Annotated in this window: 24 protein-coding genes; 17 read left to right on the forward strand and 7 right to left on the reverse strand. The window is 64.2% G+C overall.

The window, feature by feature from the left end:
• The first annotated feature begins 82 nt into the window (after positions 1–82).
• The 8 genes from epmA (at position 83) to NLY37_RS05300 (ending at position 7,490) form a co-directional block, all read left to right on the forward strand.
• Positions 83–1,129, forward strand: coding sequence for an EF-P lysine aminoacylase EpmA (epmA, locus tag NLY37_RS05265; protein ID WP_031246505.1), 1,047 nt, complete (start codon positions 83–85; stop codon positions 1,127–1,129).
• Between the two features lie 202 nt (positions 1,130–1,331).
• The gene (locus NLY37_RS05270; protein WP_023712780.1) at positions 1,332–2,675 is read left to right on the forward strand and encodes a TldD/PmbA family protein; all 1,344 of its coding nucleotides are present in this window, start codon (positions 1,332–1,334) and stop codon (positions 2,673–2,675) included.
• Positions 2,662–3,468 (forward strand): 3'(2'),5'-bisphosphate nucleotidase CysQ, encoded by an 807-nt coding sequence (locus NLY37_RS05275; RefSeq protein WP_023689592.1) that lies wholly within the window; start codon positions 2,662–2,664, stop codon positions 3,466–3,468. The genes NLY37_RS05270 and NLY37_RS05275 overlap by 14 nt, the downstream gene beginning before the upstream one ends.
• 68 nt (positions 3,469–3,536) lie before the next feature.
• Positions 3,537–3,782 carry a DUF4170 domain-containing protein gene (locus NLY37_RS05280; protein WP_023682943.1) on the forward strand — a complete coding sequence of 82 codons (246 nt, stop codon included), beginning with the start codon at positions 3,537–3,539 and terminating at the stop codon, positions 3,780–3,782.
• 5 nt (positions 3,783–3,787) lie between these two features.
• Entirely contained in the window at positions 3,788–4,576 is a 789-nt protein-coding gene (locus NLY37_RS05285; RefSeq protein WP_023742951.1) for a lysophospholipid acyltransferase family protein, read from the forward strand.
• Positions 4,573–5,889 (forward strand): lipid IV(A) 3-deoxy-D-manno-octulosonic acid transferase, encoded by a 1,317-nt coding sequence (gene waaA, locus NLY37_RS05290; protein WP_023689593.1) that lies wholly within the window; start codon positions 4,573–4,575, stop codon positions 5,887–5,889. Before NLY37_RS05285 ends, waaA begins: the two co-directional genes overlap by 4 nt.
• Positions 5,890–6,918, forward strand: coding sequence for a tetraacyldisaccharide 4'-kinase (gene lpxK / locus NLY37_RS05295; RefSeq protein ID WP_023742950.1), 1,029 nt, complete (start codon positions 5,890–5,892; stop codon positions 6,916–6,918).
• Between the two features lie 89 nt (positions 6,919–7,007).
• A complete protein-coding gene (locus tag NLY37_RS05300) occupies positions 7,008–7,490 on the forward strand; it encodes a PM0630 family protein (RefSeq protein ID WP_155922435.1) in 483 nt (160 codons plus the stop codon).
• Between the two features lie 60 nt (positions 7,491–7,550).
• Here the strand turns inward: NLY37_RS05300 and NLY37_RS05305 are convergent, their stop codons facing one another.
• Complete coding sequence (locus tag NLY37_RS05305) at positions 7,551–7,784, reverse strand: DUF2093 domain-containing protein (protein ID WP_023671580.1); 234 nt, start codon at positions 7,782–7,784, stop codon at positions 7,551–7,553.
• 113 nt (positions 7,785–7,897) lie between these two features.
• On the opposite strand from NLY37_RS05305, the gene NLY37_RS05310 reads away from it, so the two are divergent.
• On the forward strand, positions 7,898–8,503 hold the full coding sequence (locus NLY37_RS05310; RefSeq protein ID WP_023742949.1) for a hypothetical protein: 606 nt from the start codon (positions 7,898–7,900) through the stop codon (positions 8,501–8,503).
• A gap of 17 nt (positions 8,504–8,520) precedes the next feature.
• Here NLY37_RS05310 and NLY37_RS05315 read toward each other — a convergent pair whose 3' ends face one another.
• On the reverse strand, positions 8,521–9,447 hold the full coding sequence (locus tag NLY37_RS05315; RefSeq protein WP_023826123.1) for a LysR substrate-binding domain-containing protein: 927 nt from the start codon (positions 9,445–9,447) through the stop codon (positions 8,521–8,523).
• A 92-nt stretch (positions 9,448–9,539) separates the two neighbouring features.
• On the opposite strand from NLY37_RS05315, the gene NLY37_RS05320 reads away from it, so the two are divergent.
• Together NLY37_RS05320 and NLY37_RS05325 are read left to right on the forward strand one after the other, a co-directional pair.
• A complete protein-coding gene (locus NLY37_RS05320; protein ID WP_023671583.1) occupies positions 9,540–10,433 on the forward strand; it encodes a DMT family transporter in 894 nt (297 codons plus the stop codon).
• A gap of 381 nt (positions 10,434–10,814) precedes the next feature.
• On the forward strand, positions 10,815–11,303 hold the full coding sequence (locus NLY37_RS05325) for a hypothetical protein (RefSeq protein ID WP_156933973.1): 489 nt from the start codon (positions 10,815–10,817) through the stop codon (positions 11,301–11,303).
• A gap of 25 nt (positions 11,304–11,328) precedes the next feature.
• Here the strand turns inward: NLY37_RS05325 and mutL are convergent, their stop codons facing one another.
• A complete protein-coding gene (gene mutL / locus NLY37_RS05330; protein ID WP_023742947.1) occupies positions 11,329–13,182 on the reverse strand; it encodes a DNA mismatch repair endonuclease MutL in 1,854 nt (617 codons plus the stop codon).
• 274 nt (positions 13,183–13,456) lie between these two features.
• Positions 13,457–14,359 carry a LysR substrate-binding domain-containing protein gene (locus NLY37_RS05335; RefSeq protein WP_023671586.1) on the reverse strand — a complete coding sequence of 301 codons (903 nt, stop codon included), beginning with the start codon at positions 14,357–14,359 and terminating at the stop codon, positions 13,457–13,459.
• Positions 14,360–14,448: 89 nt separating this feature from the next.
• On the opposite strand from NLY37_RS05335, the gene NLY37_RS05340 reads away from it, so the two are divergent.
• The 4 genes from NLY37_RS05340 (at position 14,449) to NLY37_RS05355 (ending at position 18,898) form a co-directional block, all read left to right on the forward strand.
• Positions 14,449–15,999 (forward strand): trimethylamine methyltransferase family protein, encoded by a 1,551-nt coding sequence (locus NLY37_RS05340; RefSeq protein ID WP_023743435.1) that lies wholly within the window; start codon positions 14,449–14,451, stop codon positions 15,997–15,999.
• 61 nt (positions 16,000–16,060) lie between these two features.
• Entirely contained in the window at positions 16,061–17,710 is a 1,650-nt protein-coding gene (locus NLY37_RS05345; protein ID WP_023698003.1) for an ABC transporter substrate-binding protein, read from the forward strand.
• A 92-nt stretch (positions 17,711–17,802) separates the two neighbouring features.
• A complete protein-coding gene (locus tag NLY37_RS05350) occupies positions 17,803–18,282 on the forward strand; it encodes a DUF3828 domain-containing protein (protein ID WP_023694426.1) in 480 nt (159 codons plus the stop codon).
• 4 nt (positions 18,283–18,286) lie between these two features.
• A complete protein-coding gene (locus tag NLY37_RS05355) occupies positions 18,287–18,898 on the forward strand; it encodes a hypothetical protein (RefSeq protein ID WP_031246708.1) in 612 nt (203 codons plus the stop codon).
• A gap of 219 nt (positions 18,899–19,117) precedes the next feature.
• Here NLY37_RS05355 and queF read toward each other — a convergent pair whose 3' ends face one another.
• A complete protein-coding gene (gene queF, locus NLY37_RS05360; protein WP_023672924.1) occupies positions 19,118–19,579 on the reverse strand; it encodes a preQ(1) synthase in 462 nt (153 codons plus the stop codon).
• A 139-nt stretch (positions 19,580–19,718) separates the two neighbouring features.
• Between queF and NLY37_RS05365 the strand changes: the two genes are divergently transcribed.
• Positions 19,719–21,764 carry an oxidoreductase gene (locus NLY37_RS05365; protein ID WP_286442822.1) on the forward strand — a complete coding sequence of 682 codons (2,046 nt, stop codon included), beginning with the start codon at positions 19,719–19,721 and terminating at the stop codon, positions 21,762–21,764.
• Between the two features lie 220 nt (positions 21,765–21,984).
• Here NLY37_RS05365 and NLY37_RS05370 read toward each other — a convergent pair whose 3' ends face one another.
• Positions 21,985–22,380 carry a hypothetical protein gene (locus NLY37_RS05370; RefSeq protein WP_031246707.1) on the reverse strand — a complete coding sequence of 132 codons (396 nt, stop codon included), beginning with the start codon at positions 22,378–22,380 and terminating at the stop codon, positions 21,985–21,987.
• 192 nt (positions 22,381–22,572) lie between these two features.
• On the opposite strand from NLY37_RS05370, the gene NLY37_RS05375 reads away from it, so the two are divergent.
• Positions 22,573–22,977, forward strand: coding sequence for a MarR family winged helix-turn-helix transcriptional regulator (locus NLY37_RS05375; protein WP_023672921.1), 405 nt, complete (start codon positions 22,573–22,575; stop codon positions 22,975–22,977).
• A 21-nt stretch (positions 22,978–22,998) separates the two neighbouring features.
• Here NLY37_RS05375 and NLY37_RS05380 read toward each other — a convergent pair whose 3' ends face one another.
• Complete coding sequence (locus NLY37_RS05380) at positions 22,999–25,065, reverse strand: putative bifunctional diguanylate cyclase/phosphodiesterase (protein ID WP_023724848.1); 2,067 nt, start codon at positions 25,063–25,065, stop codon at positions 22,999–23,001.
• Between the last annotated feature and the right edge of the window lie 45 nt (positions 25,066–25,110).

A 25,110-nucleotide genomic window follows, 5' to 3' on the forward strand; every position in this document is an offset into this window, starting at 1 on the left:
AATCGGCTGCGAGAGCCGTCGCCGTAGCGCATCTTGGCCCGAACCGCCAGCCCTGTCAGCAATTCCGTTGTTCGGCAAAGCCATGACCGAGGCTTCGCCCTGGTGGACGCCGGACGTTCACGCCGACCGCCGGCCGCGGCTGATGGCGCGCAACGCCATAGCTGCCGCCATGCGCGGCTGGTTTGGCGAGCGCGACTTCATCGAGGTGGAGACGGCGGCGCTGCAGATATCACCGGGCAATGAGGCGCATCTCTCAGCCTTTGCCACCGAGGCTATCGGTTCTGACGGGGAGCGCCGGCCGCTCTATCTCCACACCTCGCCGGAGTTCGCCTGCAAGAAGCTGCTTGCCGCCGGCGAGCGGCGCATCTTCAGCCTGGGCGCCGTCTGGCGCAACCGCGAGCGCGGCCCTTTGCATCACCCGGAGTTCACCATGCTGGAATGGTATCGGGTCGGCGAAACCTATGAGAGCCTGATGGCTGATTGCGCCGAACTGCTGAAGCTCGCGGCTGAGCGGGCCGGCGCCAAAACCTTCCGCTTTCGCGGCCGCGAGGCCGATCCGTTTGCCGAGCCGGAACGCGTGAGCGTGGCGGAAGCTTTTGCGCGTTACGCCGGCATCGATCTTCTTGCCACCGTTTCTGCCGATGGCGGCACAGACCGCGCCGCACTCCATGATGCTCTGGTCAAGGCCGGCCTGCGCACGGCCGACGATGACAACTGGGCCGATTTGTTCAGCCGGGTAATGGTCGAGAAGGTCGAACCGGTGCTGGGGCAGGGGCGGGCCACCATCTTGTACGGCTATCCGATCTCGGAAGCGGCGCTCGCCCGGCCGAGCGCGGAGGACCAGCGCGTGGCCGAGCGCTTCGAGCTCTATTGCTGCGGCGTCGAGCTCGCCAATGCTTTTGGCGAACTGACCGATCCGGCCGAGCAGCGCCGGCGCTTTGCCGCCGAGATGGACGAGAAGGAGCGCGTCTATGGCGAGCGCTATCCGCTGGATGAGGATTTTCTCGCCGCCCTCGCCATCATGCCGCAAGCCAGCGGCTCGGCGCTCGGCTTCGACCGGCTGGTGATGCTGGCAACGGGCGCGACGAGGATCGATGACGTGATCTGGACGCCGGCCGCCACTCCTTGACGGAAATCGGCCTCGGTTAAACTCACAAACCGGTCAAGCCGCGCGTCTCTGGCGGCCGCCGCCGCGGATAGCTTTCGCGCTCCGCTCGGGCGCTATGCCGCAGCGGGACAATTGTCCGTGCGCCATTGCACAAGCCGCATTGGGACAATAGATGGTGCAACAGCCGCTACCGCCCGGCGCGGCTTCAGCCAGGACCACGCGCATGACCGATACATCAGAGGCAGCGAAATTGACCGACCGCGTCGCGGCACTGGTCGAGGCTGCCAAGCGGGCCGGCGCCGACGCCGCCGACGCGGTTGCCGTGCGCGGCCGTTCGATCGGCGTGTCGGTGCGGCTGGGAAAGGTCGAGAACACCGAAGCGTCCGAGGGCGACGATGTCTCGCTGCGCGTCTTCGTCGGCAACCGGGTGGCGAGCGTCTCGGCGACGGCGGCATCGGACCCCAAGGCGCTGGCTGAGCGCGCCGTGGCCATGGCCAAAGTCTCGCCCGAGGACCCCTATCAGGGTCTCGCCGATCCGGCTTTGCTGGTTGGCAAGGTGCGCGACCTCGATCTGTTCGACGCCACCGAGGTTTCGGCCGATCAGTTGAAGGAAGCGGCCCTTGCCGCCGAGGAAGCGGCCCTTGCAGTCAAGGGTGTCACCAATTCGGCCGGCAGCGGCGCCAGCGCAGGCCTCGGCGGGCTGGTGCTTGCCACGTCGGACGGCTTCGTCGGCCACTATGTCGCGTCGCGCTTTTCGCGTTCGGCCAGCGTGATTGCGGGTGAGGGCACCGGCATGGAGCGCGACTACGAATACTCCTCGAACCAGCATTTTTCCGATCTCGACGCGCCGGAGCTGATCGGCCGCAAGGCCGGCGAGCGCGCCGTGCGCCGCCTCGGCGCCCGCAAGGCGGCGACCGGTCCGGTCAACGTGGTGTTCGATCCGCGCGTCGCGCGCGGCATTGCCGGCCATCTCGCCGGCGCCATCAACGGCGCTTCGGTGGCGCGCAAGACCAGTTTTTTGCGCGAGATGATGGGCAAGCAGGTTGCGTCGGCTGCCATCACCGTCACCGACGAACCGCTGCGGCGTCGCGGTCAGGCCTCGCGCCCGTTCGACGGCGAAGGCGTCGAGGGCGAAAAGCTGTTGATGGTCGAGAACGGCGTGCTGAAGCACTGGTTCCTGTCGACGTCCGCCGCGCGGGAATTGGGGCTGACCACCAACGGACGCGGCGCGCGCAGCGGCTCGTCGGTATCGCCGTCTTCGACCAATCTCGCCATCGAGCCGGGCGACAGGACGCCGGAAGACCTGATCAGGTCGCTGAAATCCGGCTTTTATGTCACCGAAGTGTTCGGCCAGGGCGTCGACATGGTGACCGGCGAATACAGCCGTGGCGCATCCGGCTTCTGGATCGACAATGGTGAGCTTGCCTATCCGGTGGCCGAGGTGACCATCGCCTCCAATTTGAAGACGATGTTCCTCAACATGGTGCCGGCGAGCGATCTTGACCGCGATTTCGGCACCGCCGCACCGACGCTGCTGATCGAAGGAATGACCCTTGCCGGAGCGTGACCCGGTCATATCGGCCGGGGCCTCGGACGACCTCGATCTGCTGCGCGACGCCGCCCGCGAGGCGGGCGCGATCGCCATGCGCTATTTCGGCAAGAACCCGCAAGTGTGGATGAAGGGCGGCACCTCGCCGGTCAGCGAAGCCGACCACGCGGCGGACGCCTATTTGCGCGAGACCCTGCTTGCGGCGCGGCCGGACTATGGCTGGCTATCAGAGGAAACGACTGACGATCCGGCGCGGCTTCTGGCGCGGCGCACCTTTGTCGTCGACCCCATAGACGGCACCCGCGGCTTCCTCGAAGGCCTGCGCTCGTGGTGCGTCAGCGTCGCGGTGGTCGAGAATGGCCGCACGCTCACCGGTGTGCTCGAATGTCCGGCCAAGGGCGAAACCTATTGGGCGCTGCCTGGCCATGGAGCTTTCCGCAACGGCAAGCCGATTGCCGTGCGCGGCCTGGGTAAGACGGTCGAGATCGGCGGGCTGAAGCAGTTGATCGACCTGATGCCGGCGCAATGGCAGGGCCGGGTGCGGCGGGCGGCGCACATTCCCTCTCTCGCCTACCGGCTGGCGATGGTCGCCAACGGCACGCTCGACGCAACCTTCGTCAAGCCCAACGCGCATGACTGGGATATCGCCGCCGCCGATCTCATCTTGCGCGAGGCTGGCGGCGCCGTGCTCGACGGCCATGGCCGCGCGCCGCTTTATGCCGGGGAGATCATCCGTCACGGCGCGCTGGTCGCCGGCAGCGGGCAGTTGCTGACCGTGCTTGCCGGCGTCATTGCCGATACGGAAGCGTGATCGAAGGTTCCAAAGTCGGCAGCTTTGGGCTAGACCTGTCGCAAACTCACAATATGTGAAGGACCGAAATGGCCGCGGAAGACGGAAAGAAACAGCTTTTGCACCTGGTGTTCGGCGGCGAGCTGAAGAAGCTGGGAGGCACCGAGTTCCGCGATCTCGACGCGCTCGACATCGTTGGCGTTTATCCGGACTATCAAACCGCGCACACCGCGTGGAAGGCAAAGGCGCAAGCCAGCGTGGACAATGCCCATATGCGCTATTTCGTCGTCCATCTGCACCGGCTGCTCGACCCTGAAAGCAAGGCCGCCGGTTGACAGCGATGGAGCATGAAGCGGTGAAAGGGCAGCCCACCGGCGCCGCGGTCCGAAGAAGACGCGGCGGCAGTTCGAAGACATTCTGGCGCAAGGTCCGCGAGCCGTTGGCGCAGTCGCGAATCGTCAAGAGCATGATCGTCAGCCTGCTCGCCCAGTTCGTCCGCCTGGTGCGCCTGACCAACCGCGTGGTCGAAGGCTCGGCTAAATTTTCAGGCGGCGACTACGCCGAATTCGAACCCGGCATCATCGCGCTCTGGCATGGCCAGCATCTGCTGACCCCAGCCTATTATCCCAAGGGACGGCCGCTGGTCGCCATGGTCTCGCGCAGCGCCGACGCCGAACTCAACGCGCTGATGATCGAAAAATTCGGCATCGAGGCGGTGCGCGGCTCCGGCGGGCGTGAAAGCACGAAGCATCTCGACAAGGGCGGCGCCAAGGCGCTAATTGCCCTGAAAAAGTCACTCGTCGCCGGCAAGAACGTCGCCATGATCGCCGACATTCCCCACGGCACGCCGCGCGACGCGGGGCTTGGTATCGTTCTGCTGGCACGCCTTTCCGGCCGGCCGATCATGCCTGCCGCCATCGCCACCAGCCGCCGCAAGGTGCTGGAAAGGAGCTGGGACAAGACCACCATCAACCTGCCGTTCGGCCGCTCCTCGATCGTCATCGGAACGCCGGTTTTCGTGCCGGCCAATGCCGACGAGGCCGAGATGGAGCGCAAGCGCCAGGAAGTCACGGCCGCGCTCAATGCCGCAACCGCCGAGGCCTATCGGCTCGTGGACGGCAGGCCATGAGCGTCGGCTGGGCGCGCGCCTTCCTGGCGGCCTACCGCCTTGCCGGTGCAGCCGCCTATCCGCTGATGGGTCCCTATGTCGCCTGGCGCACATCGCAGGGCAAGGAAGACCGCAGCCGCAGCCGTGAGCGCTACGGCGTTGCCGGGCGGCCGCGCCCCGAAGGGCCGGTGATCTGGATCCATGCGGCAAGCGTCGGCGAGACCCTTGCGGTCGTGCCGCTGGTGCAAAGCATCCTCGACTACGGTGTCAACATCGTGCTGACGACGGGAACAGTGACCTCGGCGCAGGTTGCCGACGAACGGCTGGGCGACCGCATCATCCACCAATATGTTCCGCTCGACCTCAAGCCGGCCGTCAGCCGCTTTCTCGATCACTGGCGGCCGGACCTGGCTATCATCGCCGAATCCGAGATATGGCCGATGACGATCCTCGAGCTCGGCGCCCGCCACGTGCCGCAGGTGCTGGTCAACGGCCGGCTCTCCGACCGTTCGTTCAAATCCTGGAAGAAGCGCGCCAACATCGCCGAGGCGCTGTTCGAGAACCTTGCACATGTCGTTGCCCAGTCGGATGTCGACGGCGAACGGTTTCGCGCGCTTGGCGCCCGGCCGGTCACCGTGTCCGGCAACCTCAAGGTCGACACCTTGCCGCCGCCCGTCGACGAACGGGCGCTGGCGACGCTGAAGCGCCAGATCGCCGGCCGCCCGACCTGGGCGGCAATTTCGACCCATGACGGCGAGGAGGTGGTCGCGGCGGAAGTCCACGCCACGCTCTACAAGCGCCACCATGGCCTGCTGACGATCATCGTCCCGCGCCATCCCGACCGCGCCGAAGCGCTGGCCGCACAGATTTCCGGCATGGGCCTGAAGCTGGCGCGGCGCAGCAAGGGCGACCGGATCACCGCCGACAGCGATATCCTGCTCGGCGATACGATCGGCGAGATGGGGCTTTATCTCCGGCTGACGGAAATCGCCTTTGTCGGCCGCTCGCTGACCTCGGAAGGCGGCCAGAATCCGCTGGAGCCGGCCATGCTCGACACCGCTGTGCTGGCCGGCCGCAACGTCCAGAATTTTCGCGAGGCCTATCAGCGCCTGCTCGACAGCGGCGGCGCCAAGCTGGTGCGCGACCGCGACATGCTGGCCGGCGCCGTCAATTTCCTGCTGAGCAATGAAGTTGCGCGCCACGAGATGATGGCGGCCGGTGCCGCCACAGTCGACCAGATGCGCGGTGCGCTGGCGCACACGCTGAAGTCGCTCGAGCCTTATATCCAGCCATTGATCGTCAAGTCGCGCCTGAAGGGCGCCGACGGGCGATAGGTGGCGTCGGAAGCACCACCTTTCTGGTGGGAAGCGCCGGACTGGCGGGTCTTTGCGCTGTCGCCGCTATCAGCCGTCTATGGCATCGTCGCCGGCCGCCGCATGCATCGGGCGGTACGTGAAAAGATCGACGCGCCAGTGCTTTGCGTCGGCAACTTCACCGTCGGCGGCAGCGGCAAGACGCCGGTCGCCATCGCGCTGGCCAAGCAGGCCAGGCGCATGCAGCTCAATCCCGGATTCCTGTCGCGCGGCCATGGCGGCTCGTTTGCGCAGCCGCATGTCGTCGATGCCAGTCACGACGCCGCCAAGCATGTCGGCGACGAGCCGCTGCTTCTGGCCGAGCATGCGCCGGTTGCGGTAAGCCCGAACCGCGCCGCCGGCGCCAAGCTGCTCATGGAAGCCCATGGCTGCGATTTCCTGATCATGGATGACGGTTTTCAGAGCGCGCGCATCCATATTGATTATGCGCTGGTCGTCGTCGACGCCCGCTACGGCATCGGCAATGGCCGCGTCATTCCGGGTGGGCCGCTGCGCGCCAACGTCGTCGACCAACTGGTGTTCACCGATGGGCTGTTGAAGATGGGCGAGGGCACCGCCGCCGACCAGGTCGTGCGCCAGGCGGCGCGCGCCGGCCGGCCGATCTTCGAGGCGCATGCTGAACCGGGCGGCAAGGAGCGGTTCGCCGGCCGGCGGTTCCTCGCCTTTGCCGGCATCGGCCATCCCGAAAAATTCTTCGAGACGCTGCGCGGCACGGGCGCGGAAGTGGCGCTGAGCCGGTCGTTTCCGGACCATCATTTTTATGCCCCCGACGAACTCGCCGAACTGGCGGCAACCGCGCGCCGTGAGGGACTGGGCCTCGTGACCACCGCCAAGGACGCAGCCCGGCTGCGCCATGGCGCAGCCTCGGCTGAATTCCTTGGTCAACTCGACGTGCTGGAGATAGACGCCACGTTCGAGCTCGACAATGTGCCGGAGCGGATCATCGATGAGACGCTGGATGCCTGGAGACAGCGCCGGCTGCGAGGGTAGGGCGCTCCCGCGTTGACACAGGATATTTCTCGCCGCTTATCACAATTATAAGTCAGACCGGCTTCAGCGCGGGGGGTGGAATGGTTAGGTTGCGGGCACTCTTTGTGGGCTTTGTTCTTGTGGCGATGGCGAACCCATCTTCGGCGCAGGCACCCACCGCGACCGACAGCGAATTTCTGGTCTCGGTCACCGAAGCGGACGGTGCTACCCACGTTCGGCCCTCAAACATTGTACCGCTTATCCCCGATAGCGCCTGCTTTGAATGGCGCGTACGTTTGGCGCAAGGCGACAGACTGGTATCGGTCACCGAGGTGTTCGCGCTTCCCGCGGAGCCCAGGCAGTGGGGTGGTATCGACGGAAACGAATACAGCTTGAGCAAGCTATCGGGCGATCGAAGGGTCTCCGAGACCACCATGTTCTACAAACCGCAGGACGGATGGATCTCGCATGGGTGGTGCATGGCCGAGGGTGATCCGATCGGGCCGTATTCCATCAAAGTGCTTGTCGGAGATCGGCTTGTTCATAAATTCGACTTTTCGGTCGAAAACGCGCCGGCATCCTCAAAGCCATAGTCCTGCAGGCGTTCCAGGAAAATCAGATCGACGGTGAGCCTTGCTTTCCGGTGTGCCGATCTAGCCCCGGCTGCGCAGGTCCGGATGCGTTTCGATCTCGCGGCGCAGCGAGGCGGCGGCGCTGACATAGGGCTCCTGCCTGGCGACGCTCCAATATTTGAGCTCGTCCAGCGGAATGCTCTCACCGGTCACAGCGCAGCGCACGAATGCGCCGGGGCTGGTGACCTGGAAGTCGCCGTCGAGATAGCGGATCCGGGCTTCCTTGCCGCCAGGGCCTTCGAAGCGGTTCATCATGGGGTGGTGCCAGAGTTCATGCTGATTTCATCGCCATAAATTGCCGGCAAGGTCAAGCTTGACGCAATGCTGAGGCGCTATTGTCGGCTCCAAACCATTCTTATGGGACCGGCATGGACATTTCATCCGCCCGCCTGACTGCGCTGCTGCGCGAGGCCATGATATTGGCAGCGGTGCCGTCGGCGAAGGCCGATCCGGCGAAAGCAGCACTTATAAAGGCGCTGGTGCAGCCGCCGACGCCATCCGGTGCGCCTTTGCAGCCGGCAGCGGCGCCGGCGCTGCAGGCGCTGTTGTCCGCAGCCGTCGCAAAGGGGCAGCAGACGGGTTCAGCCGAGATCCTGCAGGCCTATCTGGCGCTTGCCGAACCGGGTGACGCGGCGCCCGACGATTTCGGGCCGACAACGGCTGCGACAGGCAAGGCGACGCCAGCCAACGACGATGCACAGCGCGGTCTGCCGGTGCCGCCGGCCAGGTCCGATGATGGCGCTGCCGCAAAGCCGGCAGGACTGCCCTGGTTTGCGCTTCTCGCACCGGGGGTTTCGCCGCCGCGCCGCGCCTCCGCCACCGACGCGGCGGCGAAGCGGGGGCAGGCGATGTCTGGGTCGAATGACACGGTCCAGCCCGAAGGCCGGCAGCAGATGCGTGTCGGCCTGATGGCGCTGGCAGCCGGGTTTCTGGCCGTCGCCATTGTCGGGCTCGCCTTGCTGGTGCTTGGCTGAGCACCGAACAATCGCCGCTATCGCTCGGCTTCGAGGAACGCTTCCATCTTTTCCATCGCCAGCCCAGCCTCAATTGCGATGCGGCGCGAAAGCTCGGCGGCAGCCGTGCGCGGCCGCCCCAGCGGCCGGTCGAGCCAGTACGACACCGGGTTCAGCGCCGTGCGCTCATCGACGGCAACGATGCGGCCCGACTCCAGCTGATGTCGGGTCAATGGCGGCCGCGCCAGCGCGATGCCGAGCCCATAGGCGGCAGCGTCGAGCACCAGATTATAGTCCTCGAAGCGGCGGTCCTGCGGGCGCGGGCGGTAGTCCATGCCTTGCGCGGCAAACCAGGCACGCCATCCGGAGGCGTCGGAATCGTTGATCAGTGGAAATTTGAGCAGCCGGGCCGGGTCGCCGCGACCGATCTCGCGGGCAAGGCCAGGCGCGGCGACGGGAAAGACATGTTCCTCGAACAGCTTCACCGAGATCCGGCCCGGAATGCCGCCGCGCCCGCAGCGGACCGACAGGTCGATGCCTTCATCGGCAAGGTCGGCCTGGCGGATGTCGACGTCGAGCACGATGCGCAGCTTGGTGGGATTGTTCTCCAGCGCCGCCATGCGCGGCATCAGCCACAGCCCGCTGACGGAGGGTATCGATGTAAGCCGCACCACGGCGGTGCCGCGCGGCTCGACCCAGCGGTCGGAATGGCTGGAGATCAGCGCAAAGGCTTCCGCTGTGCGCAGATGCAGGCGGTTGCCCTCGATGGTCAGCGAGACGCCGCGGGCCCCGCGGTCGAACACTTTCAGGCCCAGCCAGTCCTCCAGCTTGGCGATCTGCCGGCTGACGGCGCCATGGGTGATGTTGAGCTTCTCGGCCGCGGCCGAAAAGCTCCCCGTGCGCGCCGCCGCATCGAAAGCACGCAGTGTCTCGAGCGGCACCATTGTGTCTGAGCTGTGATCCATAGTCACAGGTGATCCTCGATTTGATCGTTTGTCAACGGCGCCGAAAAGGCGCTTTCTGCCTTTCAACACTCTGGGAACCCGAGGAGAGGCAGATGAGCGCAACGACCAGCACGTCGAATCCGACACAGCGGATGGACACCACGGCGGCCATCGCCGTGGCCTTGACGGTGGTTGGCTGGGCCTCGGCCTTTCCGGCGATCCGTGCCGGACTCGCCGCTTTCGGGCCGCTGGAACTCGGTGCGCTGCGCTTTGCCATTGCCGCGGTGCCGGCAGCGATCTTTCTTGCCGTCAAGCGCCCGGCGCTGCCGAGGCTCGACGAAGTGTGGCGCCTGGTTTTTGGCGGCGCCATCTTCGTCGCGCTCTACACTGTCATGCTCAATTTCGGCGAATTGACGGTTTCGGCGGGTGCCGCCGGTTTTATCATCAATGTCAGCCCGATCTTCACCGCCATCATGGCAATGGCATTGCTCGGCGAGCGCTTCTCAAGCTGGGCCTGGTTCGGCACGGCGATTTCTTTCGCCGGCATCGGCATCATCGCCGTGGCCGACGGGAATGGCTTGAGTTTCGACACCGGCGCGCTGCTGGTTCTTGGCTCCGCGCTGTGCTCGGCCGTCAATACGATCGTGCAGAAGCCGCTCTTTGCCCGCCATCACCCGCTGACCATTTCGGCCTCCAACATGATCCTTGGCGCGCTTTGCCTGGCACCCTTTCTGCCGAGCGGCTTTGCGCAGGCCGCGGTCGCTAACACGGCCGGTATCGGTGCCGTGATCTTTCTTGGCATCGTGCCCAGCCTGATCGCCTATGCCGCCTGGGCAACCGCACTGTCGCGTCTTCCGGCAGCGCGCGCGTCGAACTTCCTCTATCTGGTCTCGCCCATGTCAGCCCTGATCGGCTTCTTCTGGCTGGGCGAAGTGCCGACGCTACTTGGTATCCTCGGCGGCGCACTGGCGCTGGGCGGCGTGATCGTGGTGAATTTAAAGCGTTAAAACAAATGATTTGAGCTGTTTTCGGACTCAAACCGAGAACCGCTTCCATCAGAATGCAGACACCCAGAGGAAGGACAGCTATGGTACGCTGCCTTCACTGGGGGACGGAATGGGAAGACTGTTCATATCGGCAATTTTTTGCGTTTTGCTGCTGACCGGGAAAGCCGCCGCGGGCTGGTATCAGGTCGAAAACTACGAAGGCTCCATCGGACCTAACCCCGTCCACCTATCGCTGCAGAGATATGACAGTTTCGGCAGCGGGATTACGGTCGAGGGGAGCTATTTCCACGACGCGAAGCAAAGCCCGATAGCGGTGTACGGCAAGATCAGTGGCACCAGCGTCTTCCTTTGCGAGATTGCGGACGACAGGGAGTTCGACCGGTGCTGGTCATGGGATCGAAAACGCCCGTTGGCACCACCGGATGTCCGTTTTCTCTCGACCTTGGCGAAAGCGGCGCAACAGGGACTTGGAGCAAGGGCTCGGACAAGTTCCCGATCACGCTGAAGAAGGTCGCAAGCCTCGACGATACCGGTGAGGCGAAGGTTGACGGCACCGTCGAGATTCCCTTCTGGGCGCAGACAGCCACCCACAGATTTGCCGGGGTCTACGAGAAAGCGGGCTTTCTCGTCTGCATGAATAAGCTGCGGGTCATCGATAAGAAGAAAAAGAAGGTCGTTCAGGAGATCGCTTTCGATGACGACGATTGTGATGCCGGCATGCTGATGACTCCCATCTACATGAATGTTCAAAAACAGGTTGGGAGAAGCTTCGAGATAATCTCCGTGAATTTTCGCGGCGGTGGCGCCGGTTACTCAAGGGATTACGTTTTCTCTCATAGGTTCAAGGATTATCGCCTGTTGGTGAATTGAGCGTGTGGCCTGACCTGGCTTGTGCTCACCGCCTTCCGAACAACCGCTCGATATCGGCGAGCTTGAGTTCGATATAGGTCGGGCGGCCGTGGTTGCAGGTGCCGGAGCCGGGAGTCGCCTCCATCTGTCGCAGCAGTACGTTCATCTCCTCAGGCTTGAGCAGGCGGCCGGAGCGGACCGAGCCGTGGCAGGCCATGGTGGCGGCGATCTTGTCCAGCCGCTCTTTCAGCGTCTCGACGGTATCGTTGTCGGCGATCTCATCGGCAAGGTCGCGCACCAATTGCTGGACATTGGTTTCGCCGAGCATGGACGGCGTCTCACGCACCGCCACCGCACCGGGGCCGAAACGCTCGATGCCGAGGCCGAAACGGGCCAGGGTCTCGGAATGCACGGCCAGCCGCTCGGCATCCTCTTCCGGCAGGTCGACGATCTCCGGCAAGAGCAGCATCTGCGAGGGCACGGCCCGGGAATGCAGCGCATTCTTCAGGGCTTCGTAGACCAGCCGCTCATGCGCCGCATGCTGGTCGACGATGACAAGCGAATCCCTGGTTTGCGCGACAATATAGTTTTCGTGCACCTGCGCGCGCGCAGCACCGAGCGTTGTGCCAAGCAGCGTCTCGGCCGGCTCGGCCGTGCCTGCACGCGCGTCGGCGCTGACAAGCGGCCCGGCATCGAATGCAGCCTGGTCGTTTTCGCGGAAGCCGGCGCCGTCAAATCCCATATCCAGCGGCCGCTGCGGCGAGCGGTCGAACCCGGCAAAGCCCGATGCGCGATGGGCCGCGTCGTAGCTGCGATGGCCGTTGGCCGGGCCGGCATGGGCGTAGGAGGCCGCTCCCGGCCGGAACGCCGCCATGATACCGGCGGCACCGCTGGTGGCGGCGCGGATGCCGGCATTGGCCAGAGCCTCGCGGATGGCGCCGACGATCAGCGCGCGCACCAGGCCGGGATCGCGGAAGCGAACATCGGCCTTTGCCGGGTGGACGTTAACGTCGACGGTCGCCGGATTGAGCGTCAGGAACAGCACGGACACCGCGTGCCGGTCGCGCGGCAGCACATCGGCGAAGGCGCCGCGAATGGCGCCGGCGATCAGCTTGTCGCGCACCGGACGGCCGTTGACATAGGCGTATTGCTGCAGCGCGTTGGCGCGGGTGAAGGACGGGATCGAAACGTGGCCGGTCAGGTGCACGCCGTCACGACTGGCATCGATGGCAATGGAATTGTCGGGGAACTCGGCGCCCATCACCTGGGCGACGCGGCGCAGGCTGCCCTCCGTACTGTCATCGGTCGCCGGCAATTCCAGCGTCGAGCGGTCCGAGCCGGCCAGCGTGAAGCGCACGGCGGGGAAGGCGATGGCGATGCGCTTGACCACGTCGCTGGTGGCCGAGCTTTCGGCCCGCTCGCCCTTCATGAATTTGAGCCGCGCCGGCGTGGCAAAGAACAGGTCGCGCACCTCGACCGTTGTGCCGCGATTGGCCGCCGCCGGTTTGACCGCCGAAACGCGGCCGCCTTCGATGGCGATCTCGGCGGCAGCGACGCCTGCGGTCGTGCGCGAACGGATCGACAGCCGCGCCACCGAACCGATCGACGGCAGCGCCTCGCCACGGAAGCCGAGCGAGCGGATATCATGAATGTTGTCGGCAAGTTTCGAGGTGCAGTGGCGCGCAATGGCCAGCGCCAGTTCCTGTTCGGGGATACCGGAGCCGTCATCGGTGACGCGGATCAGGTTCAGCCCGCCGCCGGCAGTGACGACCTCGACGCGGGAGGCGCCGGCGTCGAGCGCGTTTTCGACCAGTTCCTTCACCACGCTCGCCGGACGCTCGATGACTTCGCCGGCGGCGATCTGGTTGATCATCGTTTCGGAAAGCTGGCGAATGGGCATGGGGGTATTATAGGCGGATTCGAAGGGTGTGCGGAAGGCTTCAATGAATGCCGGACATTGGAGACGCCAGCGGGACAGCACCCCCCCTCTGGCCTGCCGGCCATCTCCCCCGCAAGGAGGGAGATCAGATGTCACGACGGCTTTCGCCAATCTCCAATGCTTGAAGGGTGACGCGACATATGAACTGCCAATCTCCCCCTTGCGGGGGAGATGTCCGGCAGGACAGAGGGGGGTGTGAAGGAACTCCGCGATAGTGACTACGCTGCAACCGATTTCAAGCCTGCGCCGCCAGCCAGTCCCTGACTTTCCGCGCATTCTCGCTCAACTCCCGGTTCTTCGGCCAAACCACATAGAACGCCTTGCCGGTTCTCAGCACATGGTCGGTCACCGGCACCAGCAGCCCCGACGCCAGGAGCCGTTCGGCCAGATGCCGCCAGCCGAGCGCGATGCCCTGGCCCTCCATGACGCCCTGGATCACGAGGCCGTAATCGTTGATGCGCAGGCCGCGCGCGGTGTTGTCGAGCCTGCCGCCCGCAGACTGGAACCATTCGTCCCAGCTAGCCGCCTCGCGGTAGGGCTCCTCGAGGTGGATCAGGCGATGCGTCGCCAGCTCCGCGACGCTCCTTGGCATGCCGAATTTCGCGAGATAGCTGGCGCCAACCACCGGAAAAATCTCCTCGTCGGCCAGCGGCAGCGAATGATAATCGGCCCAGTCGCGCGGTTCGCCGCCGCGAACGGCGAGCGGGATGCCCTCGGCGATGATGTCGAGATCACGGTCGGCGGTCTGGATGCGCAAGTCGATGCCCGGCAGTTCGTCGCGGAACTGCTGCAGGCGCGGCATCATCCAGAACGAGCCGAAGGCGGTCGACGCCGCCAGCGTGACATGGCCGCCGCTCGCCTGCAGGCGCAGATCCTCGGCCGATTTGCGGATATGCGACAGACCGAGCGAGACGTCGGCATGGAAGCGTTCGCCCGCTTCTGTCAGGACGACCTGGCGGTGGCGGCGCTGGAACAGCTGCGCGCTAAGCTGTTCCTCCAACCCGCGCACCGCATAGGAGACGGCGGCCTGCGTCATGCCGAGCTCGCGCCCGGCAGCGGTGAAGCTCGACAGCCGGCCCGCCGCCTCGAAGACGATCAGGCTGCCGGCCGAGGGCAGGAGGTGGCGCAGGCTTCGCATAAGCTGAGCTTATACAAGAGATCAGGATTTTCCAGCATCACATCCATATTTCCTCTCGCTAACTTGGTTGGACGGAATGAGGAGGCTCCATGAACGCACCGGCCGCTGAACTGACCGAGCAAACCCACCGCCGCGGCGGCGGTCGCCTCGGACGCAAGGCGCTGAGGAGCGCCCCCGTCACCTCGTTCCCGACGCTGGTCCGCGAGATCCCCACCTACCAGATGGTCCCGGACGAGGCGGTGGAACTGATCCACCAGGAGTCACTCGCCATCCTCGAAGAGGTCGGTTGCGAGTTCCGCGACGACGAGGCGATCGCCATGTGGAAGGTGGCGGGCGCCGACGTGTCCGAGACACGCGTCCGCATCGACCGCGGCCTGCTGATGGAACTGGTCGCGAAGGTTCCGTCCGAATTCACCCTCAATGCGCGTAATCCCGAGCGCACCGTGCGCGTCGGCGGCAAGAACTCCATCTTCGCGCCGATGTATGGCGCGCCTTACGTGCGCGACCTCGACAACAACCGGCGTTATGGCACGCTTGAAGACCTCAACAATTTCCACAAGCTCGCCTACATGGCCCCGGCGCTGCATTCGTCGAGTTCGATCATCTGCGAGCCGATGGAGATCGCGGTGCCGAAACGGCATCTCCACATCATCCATTCGGCGCTGAAGCATTCCGACAAGCCGTTCATGGGCATCGTTACTTCCAAAGACCGCGCCGAAGACACGATGGCGATGGCGGGCATCGTCTTCGGCGAGGAGTTCGTCCGCGACAACCCGGTCCTGGTGTCGATTACCAACTGCAACTCGCCGCTGGTGTGGGACGCCACCATGCTGGACGCGATGAAGGTCTATGCGCGCAGCAATCAGCCGCTGATCCTGGCTCCCTTTGCGCTGTGCGGCGCATCGACTTCGGCCTCGGCCGTCGGCGCGGTGGCGCAGGTCAATGCCGAAGCACTGGCCGGCGTCGCTTTCACCCAGCTGCTGCGCCCGGGTTCGCCGCAAATCTACGGCCAGTTCATGGTGACGGTCGACATGAAGACCGGCGCGCCGATGGGCGGCACGCCGGAAGCCGCCCAGATGATGTATCTGATGGGCGCGCTGGCGCGGAAATACAAACTGCCCTGGCGAACCTCCGGCTTCCATGTCGGCTCCAAGCTCAACGACGCCCAGGCCGGCTATGAATCCAACATGCTGATGCATGCCGCCATCCTCGCCGGCGCCAATTATATCTGGCACTCCGCCGGCTGGTTGGAGGCCGGGCTGACATGCGGCTATTCGAAATTCGCCACCGACTGCGAGCAGCTTGTCGGCTGGTATAAATATGCCGGCGGCCTGCCGTTCGACGATTTCAAGGAGGCCATGGCGGCGATCCGCGAAGTCGGGCCGCAGGGCCATTTCCTCGGCACCCAGCACACGCTCGATCATTACGAGTCGGCATTCTTCATGCCCACCATCATGGATTTCAACTCCTACGAACAATGGAAGGCTGGAGGGGCGAAGGACCACGACACGCGCGGCCGCGAGAAAGCCCGCAACATGCTGGCCGACTATGAAGAGCCGAAACTCGATGAGGGCATTGCCGAGGGCCTCAGGGACTTTATCGCGCAGCGCGAACAGAGGCTGCCCGACAGCGTTAGCTAAGAGAACGACGAATGAGTTGATAACGGGCGAAGACCCGATGGGAACCGCAAGGGAGAAAGATATGACAGTTTTCAAAAGCAATGGCGATCGCGTGCCAACGGCCATCGAGGCGATGGCGCAAGAGACGCGTGCTGGCCGTATGGACCGGCGCGAGTTTCTTGCATTGGCAAGTGCGTTCGGCGCATCGACGGCGCTGGCCTACGGCATGATCGGCCTTGCCGCGCCGGGACAGGCTTTTGCCGAGGAGCCGAAGAAGGGCGGCACGCTGCACATATCGATGTCGGTCAAGGCCCAAAAAGATCCGCGCACCTATGACTGGGTGGAACTCGCCAACATCTCGCGCTGCTGGCTGGAGCCGCTGGTCCGCTACACCAGGGAATTCACCTTCGAGCCAGTGCTGCTCGAAAGCTGGGACATCAATGACGACGCCACGGAATACACGTTGCATGTGCGCAAGGGCATCACCTGGAACAATGGCGATGCTTTCAACGCCGATGACGTGGTCTTCAATGTTACCCGCTGGTGCGAGAAGAAGGTCGCCGGCAACTCCATGGCCGCTCGCGTCGGCGGGCTGATCGACGAAAAGTCGGGCAAGGCCAGGGAAGGCGCGATCGCCAAGGTCGACGACAATACGGTCAAGCTGACGCTCAGCGCGCCCGACATTTCGCTGATCCCGAACCTCACCGATTATCCCGCGCTCGTCGTCCACCGCAATTTCGACGCCGAAGGCGCCGACCCGGTCAAGAAGCCGATCGGCACGGGCCCGTTCGAACTGGTCTCCTACGATGTCGGCCAGAAGGCGGTGGTCAAGCGTCGTGAAAACGGCAAGTGGTGGGGTGGTGAAGCGCCGCTCGACAGCGTCGAGTTCATCGACTACGGCACCGACTTCAACGCTTCGATCAACGCCTTCGAATCCGGCGAGATAGACCTCAATTTCGAGACGCCGGCCGACTTCATCGACATCCTGGATAAGATGGGGCTGGAGAAGTCCGAGGTTGCGACGGCAACCACGCTGGTTGCCCGCACGAACGTTACCCACAAGCCCTATGACGACCAGCGGGTGCGCAACGCGCTGCAGATGGCGGTCGACAACAATGCGGTGCTGGAACTCGGCTATGCCGGGCGAGGGACGGTCGGTGAAAACCACCATGTCAGCCCTATCCATCCTGAATATTTCGCGCTGCCCAAGAAGACGCGCGACGCGGCCGGCGCCAAGAAACTGATGGCCGACGCTGGGCAGGCCGATTTCGAGCACGAGCTGATCACCGTCGAGGACGATTGGCAGAAGAACACCGGCGACGCGATTGCCGGCCAACTGCGCGACGCCGGCATCAAGGTCAAGCGCACGGTGCTGCCGGGCTCGACCTTCTGGAACGACTGGACGAAATATCCCTATTCGATGACCATCTGGTACATGCGCCCGCTTGGCGTCCAGGTCCTGGCGCTTGGTTATCGCACCGGCGAGGCCTGGAATGAATCGGCCTATTCCAACCCGGACTTCGACGCCAAGCTGAAGCAGGCGCTGTCGCTGATCGATGTGGAGAAGCGGCGTGAGGTGATGAAGGATGTCGAGCAGATCCTGCAGGATTCCGGCGTCATCATTCAACCCTTCTGGCAGAAGCTCTACAGCCACATGAACAAGAAGGTGAAGAACTACGGCGTCCACCAGACCTTCGAGATGGACCTGCAGAACGTCTGGCTTGATGGCTGAGACGGTGCAGCCGGGGCTTCATGAGCCGCAAAAAAACCGATATGCAGGATGTCTGGTATTGCACCTTGCCGCCAAACGTCCGGAGATCCTGCATGAAACCGATAGTGCTTGCCGCTGTCTTTTCTATTGCCTTGCCAGCGACAGTGCTGGCCGGGCCGGCTTCCAACGCCGTCAAGTTCTTTTATGTGCCTGAAGTGAAATTCGAGGGAGACGCAAAGTACCGCGACCGCTTCACCGAGCCGGTGACCAAGCTGTTCGATCTCAACGACCAGGCAACGAAGAACAAGCCCGACGAAGTCGCCTGCCTCGACTTCGATCCCGGCCTTGACGCCCAGGATTTCGACCAGAAGTCGATTGCCAAGACATTGAAGCTGGCCGAGACCGTCAATGGCGATACGGCCGAAGTCACCGCCACCTTCAGCCTTTTTGCGGAAGGCGATGATTCCAAACGCGAAATGCTGTGGTCGCTGAAGAAAATCGACGGCAAATGGAAGGTCGCCGACATTACCTCCAAGACCAGCAGCTGGACGCTGAGCGCGCTGGAATGCATGCCCGACAAAGCGCCGGAGTGATCCCGTGCTCCGCCGTCTTGCCTTGGCGCTGTCGCCCATGTGCGTGCTGGCGGTGGGTATGAGCGCAGCCGCAGCACAAGGCCTGTTGGGCCCGCCGCCAGCCAATGCGCCGGCCGTGACGGCACCGGCCGGCGCAGCACCGCCCGCAAATCCACCCGGGACAGCGGTGGAACCGGCGACACCGCCGGTTGGGTGGCCGCCGGCCGACGCCCCACCGGCCGCACCCATTCTGCCGGGATCCCCGACGGCGGTGGTGCGGCCATTTTACGATCAGGTGGGACTGGAGATCGATCCGGCGCAGCGCAGCCACTTCATCGACCCGGCAAAAACCGTTCTCGACAAGAGCGACGCGTTGCGCACATCCGGGCAGGGAGAATGTCTCGACCCCAACATGGCGCTCGACAATGCCGACTATGACAAGACCGAGATCGATAAGAGCCTGAAGACACTCGAAGCGATCAATGGCGACCAGGCCAAGGTCATTGTCGCCTTCGTCGTCGCCGGCAACCCGCATCGCCTTGAATGGAAATTCAGGAAAGTCGACGGCGACTGGAAGATATCCGATCTGCTTTCGGTGACCGGTGAATGGGCGCTCAGCCAGTACCAGTGCGAATAATGTTGATTGAGGATCAGCGCCTGCGATCCTTCGCGCCCCCCTCTGTCCTGCCGGACATCTCCCCCACACGGGGGGAGATCAGCAGTTCCAGCGTCTCGCCCGCTCCGCATCATTTGAGATTAGCTAAAGCCTATGTGGCGGCCAATCTCCCCCCGTGTGCGGGAGATGTCCGGCAGGACAGAGGGGGGCGCTGTCCCGCTAAAGTTCCGCAAAATAGCTTCAGCCCCTTCCGCGATAGGGGGCAACGCCGGTGTCGGGCAACCAGGCGCCTTCGGGCGGAGCGCCGGTCTGCCAGAAGACATCGATCGGAATGCCGCCGCGCGGATACCAATAGCCGCCTATGCGCAACCACAGCGGCTTCGTTGCCGCCACAATGCGGCGGCCGATCATCACCGTGCAGTCTTCATGGAAAGCGCCATGGTTGCGAAACGAGGTCATGAACAGTTTGAGCGACTTCGATTCCACGAGCGTGGTATCGGGTGCGTAGTCGATGACGATATGAGCGAAATCCGGCTGTCCGGTGACCGGGCAGAGCGAGGTGAATTCCGGGCAGGTGAAGCGCACGATCGCCGGCGGTCCGTCGCCGCGCTGGAACGGCACGGTCTCCAAGACCGCGGTCTCCGGGCTCTGTGGCGTCTCGACGTGGGCGCCGAGCTGGGTGAGGGTTTTGGTATCGATCATCGCGGTTTTCCTGGGGATTTCCGCGCTCATTAGCACCGGACCGAAAAGTGTGCAGCGATTTTCGAATAAATTCGATGCTTAAGACAAGAACTGGAGCAGCACGCGCTGCTCCGACACAAATTGGAATGGCAGGAAGATGATGACCAGCAACGACCCGCTTCTCCAGCCTTACCAGCTCAAACACCTGACGCTGAAGAACAGGGTGATGTCGACCAGCCACGAGCCGGCCTATTCCGAGGACGGCATGCCGAAACAGCGCTACCGGCTCTACCACGCCGAAAAGGCCAAGGGCGGCATGGCGCTGACCATGACGGCGGGCTCGGCGATCGTCTCGCGCGACAGCCCGGCCGCGTTCGGCAATCTGCATGTCTATGACGACCGCATCGTGCCCTGGCTGGCCGAACTGGCGGACGCCTGCCACGAGTATGACTGCAAGGTGATGATCCAGATCACCCATCTTGGTCGCCGCACCGGCTGGAACAAGGCCGACTGGCTGCCGGTGCTGTCGGCTTCGCCGGTGCGTGAGCCGGCGCACCGCGCGTTCCCCAAAACCATCGAGGACTGGGACATCGAGCGCATCGTCGCCGACTATGCGTCGGCTGCGCAGCGCTGCCAGGCGGCCGGCCTCGACGGCATCGAGTTCGAATCCTACGGCCATCTGATGGACGGGTTCTGGTCGCCGGCCACCAACCATCGCGACGACGAGTTCGGCGGTTCGCTCGACAACCGGCTGCGCTTCACCGACATGGTGCTGGATGCCGTGCGAGCGGCCGTCGGTGAGAAGTTCATCGTCGGCATCCGCATGGTCGCCGATGAGGATTTTGACAAAGGCCTGTCGAAGGAGGAGGGCGTTGAGATCGCCCGGCGATTGGCCGGTTCCGGCAAGGTCGATTTCCTCAACATCATTCGCGGCTCGATCGAGAGCGATGCGGCACTAACCAAGGTCATCCCGGTCGCCGGCATGCGCTCTTCGCCGCATCTCGATTTCGCCGGCGAGGTGAGGGCGGCAACAAAATTCCCGACCTTCCATGCGGCGCGGATTTCCGATGTTGCCACGGCGCGCCACGCCATCGCGACCGGCAAGCTCGATATGGTCGGCATGACCCGCGCCCATATCGCCGACCCGCACATCATCAAGAAGGTCATGGAAGGTCGCGAGCACGAGATCCGGCCTTGCGTCGGCGCCACCTATTGCCTCGATCGTATCTATGAAGGCGGCGAGGCGCTGTGCGTCCACAATGCCGCGACCGGCCGCGAGGCCGAGATTCCGCATATCATCGTGAAGACCGAAGGGCCCAGGCGGAAAGTCGTCGTCGTTGGCGCCGGCGCCGGCGGGCTGGAGGCGGCGCGCGTCATGGCCGAACGCGGCCACCATGTCACGGTGCTCGAAGCCTCCGGTCAGGCCGGCGGCCAGATTCGGCTGGCGACGCAGAACCCGCGCCGCAAGGAGCTGATCGGCATCATCGACTGGCGGCTGGCGGAACTCGACCGGCTCGGCGTCCAGATCCGCTACGACACATGGGCCGAGCAGGACGAAGTGCTGGCGCTGTCGCCCGATGTGGTGGTGATCGCCACCGGCGGCCTGCCGCAGAACCCGCCGCTAACATCAGGCGACAATCTCGTCACGTCGAGCTGGGACATCATGGCCGGCAGCGTCAAGCCGGCGGAGAACGTGCTGCTCTTCGACGACAATGGCGGCCATCAGGGCATGGGCGCGGCGGAGCTGATCGCCAATGCCGGCTCGAAGCTGGAGCTGGTCTCGCCGGAGCGCTTCTTCGCCCCCGAAATGGGCGGCATGAACCACGTGCCCTATATGCGCGCCTTCCAGGAGAAGGGCGTCACCATCACCATCAACACCAGGCTGCGCTCGGTGCGGCGCGAGGGCAACCAGCTCGTCGCCGAACTCGCCTCCGACTTTGCCGATGGCTGGCGTGGCGAAAGGCGGGTCGACCAGCTGGTGGTCGAGCACGGCACGGCGCCGCTCGACGATCTCTATCTCCAGCTGAAACCGCTGTCGAAAAATGGCGGCGCGGTCGATTACGAGCGGCTGGTCGGCGGCGGCGATATTTTTCCTTCACGCAATCCCGAAGGCGGCTTCGTGCTGTTGCGCATCGGCGATGCGGTCGCCTCGCGCAACATCCATGCCGCCATCTATGACGGCATCAGGTTCGGCTTGCGCGTTTGAGCCTACAAGCCGGCCTACGGCTTGTTCCAAAGCTCGATCTCACCCTTCCGGCGGGCGCAACTCGATCGATCAAAGTGATGGGTGGCGCGCAGCCAAACCTCTGTGCGGAGAGCCACCTTGCACATCCGTCCGAACTGCGCGCCGCGTACGCCACGAGCCGAGAGCCAGGCGACGCACGATGCGGAATGCTCTTCAACCGGGAGGCGACGTGCGGCAGGGCTCAAATCATCCTGGCGGTCGCCATGCAAAGCACGGTGAGCACCAGCAGCCAGGCGGCGATGCGCTCGCCGCGGGCCATTTTGGTGCGCAGCGCTGCTTCCGTTGCGACGTCCGCGCCGGCAAGCTGCCGGCTGGTCTTGCTGAGAACGCCGGCAGCGGCGAAGGCGGCCAGGATGCCTAGCGCCAACACCATTTCCATCGAGCCGAAATAGGCGCCGTGGAAGAAATACCAGAGCAGGGCGCCGGTCACGAACACCATGCCGGCCGAGCCCATTTGCGGTCCGATAAAGCGCTCCGCCCTGATCTCGGGGTCGCGGGCAAGCGTGATGGTGGTGCCGGCCCAGAACACACCGGCCATGACGTGAAGGCCGATAACGACGATGTAGACATATTGCATGACCGCTTCCTCCTTGCCCGCCGCCCGTCCTCGGATCCCTGTCGAATGCAGGATGATACGAACTCGGTAGATCGACACGCATGATAGTTAGATATCAAATGGTTCGATGTCAATGTATAATGCCGCGTTCCATCGCTCGGCGCCTTGTTCTACTGTCGGCGCATGACTCCCTTTGACCGTCCGCCAATCGGCATGAATCTCGCGCGCACCTCCAAGCTGGTGGCGCAGGCCTTTGACGCCGCTTTGGTCGAGGCCGGCGGCACGCTGCCGGTGTGGCTGACCTTGCTTTCGGTCAAGTCGAGCGAGCTTGCCAACCAGCGCGAACTTGCCGGCATGATCGGCATCCAGGGCGCCACGCTCACCCACCATCTCAACGCCATGGAGGCGCAAGGCTTGCTGACGCGCCGCCGCGATCCGGACAACCGCCGGGTTCATCTGGTCGAGCTGACGCAGGCGGGCGAAACGATGTTCCTGAAGCTGCGGGCGGCGGCTCTCATCTTCGACAAGCGGCTGCGCGCGGGATTGCCGGACGACAGGCTGGCGGAGTTCGCCGAGGTGCTGGCGGCATTGCGGGCGAATGTCGCGCCGGCCAAATGACCGGCACCGGTGGGCAATAGTCTAGGCTAAATTGCCCTGAAGCACCTTCAGCTTGGCTTTCTTCGGGCTGCGCGCCAGCAGCCATTCGCGCGCCTTGTCCTGCGGCATCGGGAAGGCGATGGAATAGCCCTGCACCTGGTCGCAGCCGATCGCCATCAGCGAATCGAGCTCGGCTTCGGTTTCCGCGCCCTCGGCGACGATCGAAATGCCGAGACCGCGCGCCAGCTCGGTGATGGCGCGCACGATCTTGGTGTTGTCGCCATTCTCGTTGATGTTCTGGACGAAGCGGCGGTCGATCTTCAGCCGGTCGATCTCGTTGGGATTGACATGGCTGAGCGAGGCATAGCCGGTGCCGAAATCGTCGAGCTCAAGATGGACGCCGGCAGCGCGGATGTGGCGCAGCTTCGCCGCGATGCCCGTCTTCTCGTCGTCGAGAATGACGGATTCGACGATTTCCAGCGACAGCTTCTGCGGAGCAAGGCCGGCCTTTTCCAGCGTCGCGAACAGGAAGCGGTCGAAGTCGGGTTCGCGCAGCTCGGTGCCGGACACGTTGACGGCAAGCCGGCCGAAAGCGATGCCGGCGCGATCCCATTCGGCTGCTTGCTCGATCGCCTTGGTAAAGACGATGCGGCCGATCTCGGGCATGAAGCCGCATTTTTCGGCGACCGGAATGAACTCGCCCGGCGCAATCATGCCGCGCTCGGCATGCTTCCAGCGCACCAGCGCCTCGATGCCGCTGATGGCGCCGTTGCTCAGCGACACCTGCGGCTGGAAATAGACTTGGAAGGCGTTCTCCGAGATCGCGACCTTGATGTCGTGCTCGAGCTGCTTGCGGTAGTCTAGCTCGCGCCTGAGTTCCTCGGAGAAGAACGAGAAGCTGCCGCCGCCGAGCTTTTTGGCGGAATAGAGCGCGAGGTCGGCGTGGACGAGCAGATCCTCGGCATTGTCGGCGTCGATGGGATAGACGGCAATGCCGGCGCTGGCCCCTGGAAGGATGGTCGTGCCCTGGAAGGTAATCGGCTCGTTGATCTCCTCCAGGATGCGCCGGGCCAGCATGTTGATGTCCTCGGGGCCGCCGGCGCCATTGAGGATCATCACGAATTCGTCGCCGCCAAGGCGCGCGCAGAGATCCGACGCACGGCAGGAATCGCGCATGCGCTGCGCGGTGACGACCAGCACATAGTCGCCGGCGGCGTGGCCGAGTGTGTCGTTGATCTGCTTGAACCGGTCGAGGTCGAGCTGGATGACCGCCAGCCTCTCGCGCCGGCGATGCGCGCCCTTGATCAGCGTTTCGAAGTGGTCGGTCAGGAAGGTGCGGTTGTGCAGACCGGTCAGCCCGTCATGTACGGCGATGAAGGCCATCGAGTTGCGGGCATCGACAAGCTCGTGCGTCTTGCGCAGGATCGCCTTCGACATCGGCCGGAAGATGAAAAGCGCCACCAGGACGATGACGCCGATGGTGGCGTAGAACAAGGTGCGATGGAGATCGAGGAGCTTTTCCGACCGCTCGTCTGCGAATGCGGCGATGCGTTGGCCGAGCGCGGCATAACCCGACAGCGTCGCATTGGCGACGGAAGCATCGAGATTGACGCGCTCGCCGCCGCCCTTGTAGGCGGCATTGCCGGAGAGCTGGGATTCGAAGGACGAGATCAGCCTTTCGCCATTGGCGACCAGCCCGACCGAGAAATAGTCGAGGTGGAACGGCTTGCCGTAGAGCACGCTCTCGATCGACCTTGGGTCGGACAATGCCGGCGACAGCGGGTCGGCTCCCGTCTGTTTGAGGAGCAGGTCGTAGTTCGTCTCGAACTCGGCGGTCGCCTGTTTCAGCGCGGCAACTAGGGCCGGCTGCTTGTCACGCGCGGCGGAGCCGGTTGCGCTGGTCAAAAAGACGATGCGCTGCGACAGCGCCTTCTGGGTGCTGACGATGTCGAGCAGAGTATGGTTGTGCTGTTGCGCCGCCATCATCTGCTGCAGCAGGATGAAGGAGGCCATCACCATGGCGGCGATGATCAGCAGCGCCAGCCAATAGCCGCTCTTGATCAGCAGGATGAGTTTGCCCGAGACGGTTTGCGCCGGCTGCTGCGACATATTTTAGGTGACCCCTCGGTCGAACTGATTCCGCCACGGATTCGT

The sequence above is a fragment of the Mesorhizobium sp. C395A genome, assembly GCF_030323205.1.
In the GTDB taxonomy this organism is placed as follows: domain Bacteria; phylum Pseudomonadota; class Alphaproteobacteria; order Rhizobiales; family Rhizobiaceae; genus Mesorhizobium.

Coding starts and splice junctions, on each gene's coding strand:
- waaA (WP_023689593.1), top strand. CDS start 4,573: ATGAGCGTCGGCTGGGCGCGCGCCTTCCTGGCGGCCTACCGCCTTGCC.
- NLY37_RS05350 (WP_023694426.1), top strand. CDS start 17,803: ATGAAACCGATAGTGCTTGCCGCTGTCTTTTCTATTGCCTTGCCAGCG.
- NLY37_RS05380 (WP_023724848.1), bottom strand. CDS start 25,065: ATGTCGCAGCAGCCGGCGCAAACCGTCTCGGGCAAACTCATCCTGCTG.
- NLY37_RS05365 (WP_286442822.1), top strand. CDS start 19,719: ATGACCAGCAACGACCCGCTTCTCCAGCCTTACCAGCTCAAACACCTG.
- NLY37_RS05315 (WP_023826123.1), bottom strand. CDS start 9,447: ATGGATCACAGCTCAGACACAATGGTGCCGCTCGAGACACTGCGTGCT.
- NLY37_RS05370 (WP_031246707.1), bottom strand. CDS start 22,380: ATGCAATATGTCTACATCGTCGTTATCGGCCTTCACGTCATGGCCGGT.
- NLY37_RS05345 (WP_023698003.1), top strand. CDS start 16,061: ATGACAGTTTTCAAAAGCAATGGCGATCGCGTGCCAACGGCCATCGAG.
- epmA (WP_031246505.1), top strand. CDS start 83: ATGACCGAGGCTTCGCCCTGGTGGACGCCGGACGTTCACGCCGACCGC.
- NLY37_RS05285 (WP_023742951.1), top strand. CDS start 3,788: ATGGAGCATGAAGCGGTGAAAGGGCAGCCCACCGGCGCCGCGGTCCGA.
- NLY37_RS05340 (WP_023743435.1), top strand. CDS start 14,449: ATGAACGCACCGGCCGCTGAACTGACCGAGCAAACCCACCGCCGCGGC.
- NLY37_RS05320 (WP_023671583.1), top strand. CDS start 9,540: ATGAGCGCAACGACCAGCACGTCGAATCCGACACAGCGGATGGACACC.
- NLY37_RS05310 (WP_023742949.1), top strand. CDS start 7,898: ATGGACATTTCATCCGCCCGCCTGACTGCGCTGCTGCGCGAGGCCATG.
- queF (WP_023672924.1), bottom strand. CDS start 19,579: ATGATCGATACCAAAACCCTCACCCAGCTCGGCGCCCACGTCGAGACG.
- NLY37_RS05375 (WP_023672921.1), top strand. CDS start 22,573: ATGAATCTCGCGCGCACCTCCAAGCTGGTGGCGCAGGCCTTTGACGCC.
- NLY37_RS05335 (WP_023671586.1), bottom strand. CDS start 14,359: ATGCGAAGCCTGCGCCACCTCCTGCCCTCGGCCGGCAGCCTGATCGTC.
- NLY37_RS05270 (WP_023712780.1), top strand. CDS start 1,332: ATGACCGATACATCAGAGGCAGCGAAATTGACCGACCGCGTCGCGGCA.
- mutL (WP_023742947.1), bottom strand. CDS start 13,182: ATGCCCATTCGCCAGCTTTCCGAAACGATGATCAACCAGATCGCCGCC.
- NLY37_RS05305 (WP_023671580.1), bottom strand. CDS start 7,784: ATGATGAACCGCTTCGAAGGCCCTGGCGGCAAGGAAGCCCGGATCCGC.
- NLY37_RS05280 (WP_023682943.1), top strand. CDS start 3,537: ATGGCCGCGGAAGACGGAAAGAAACAGCTTTTGCACCTGGTGTTCGGC.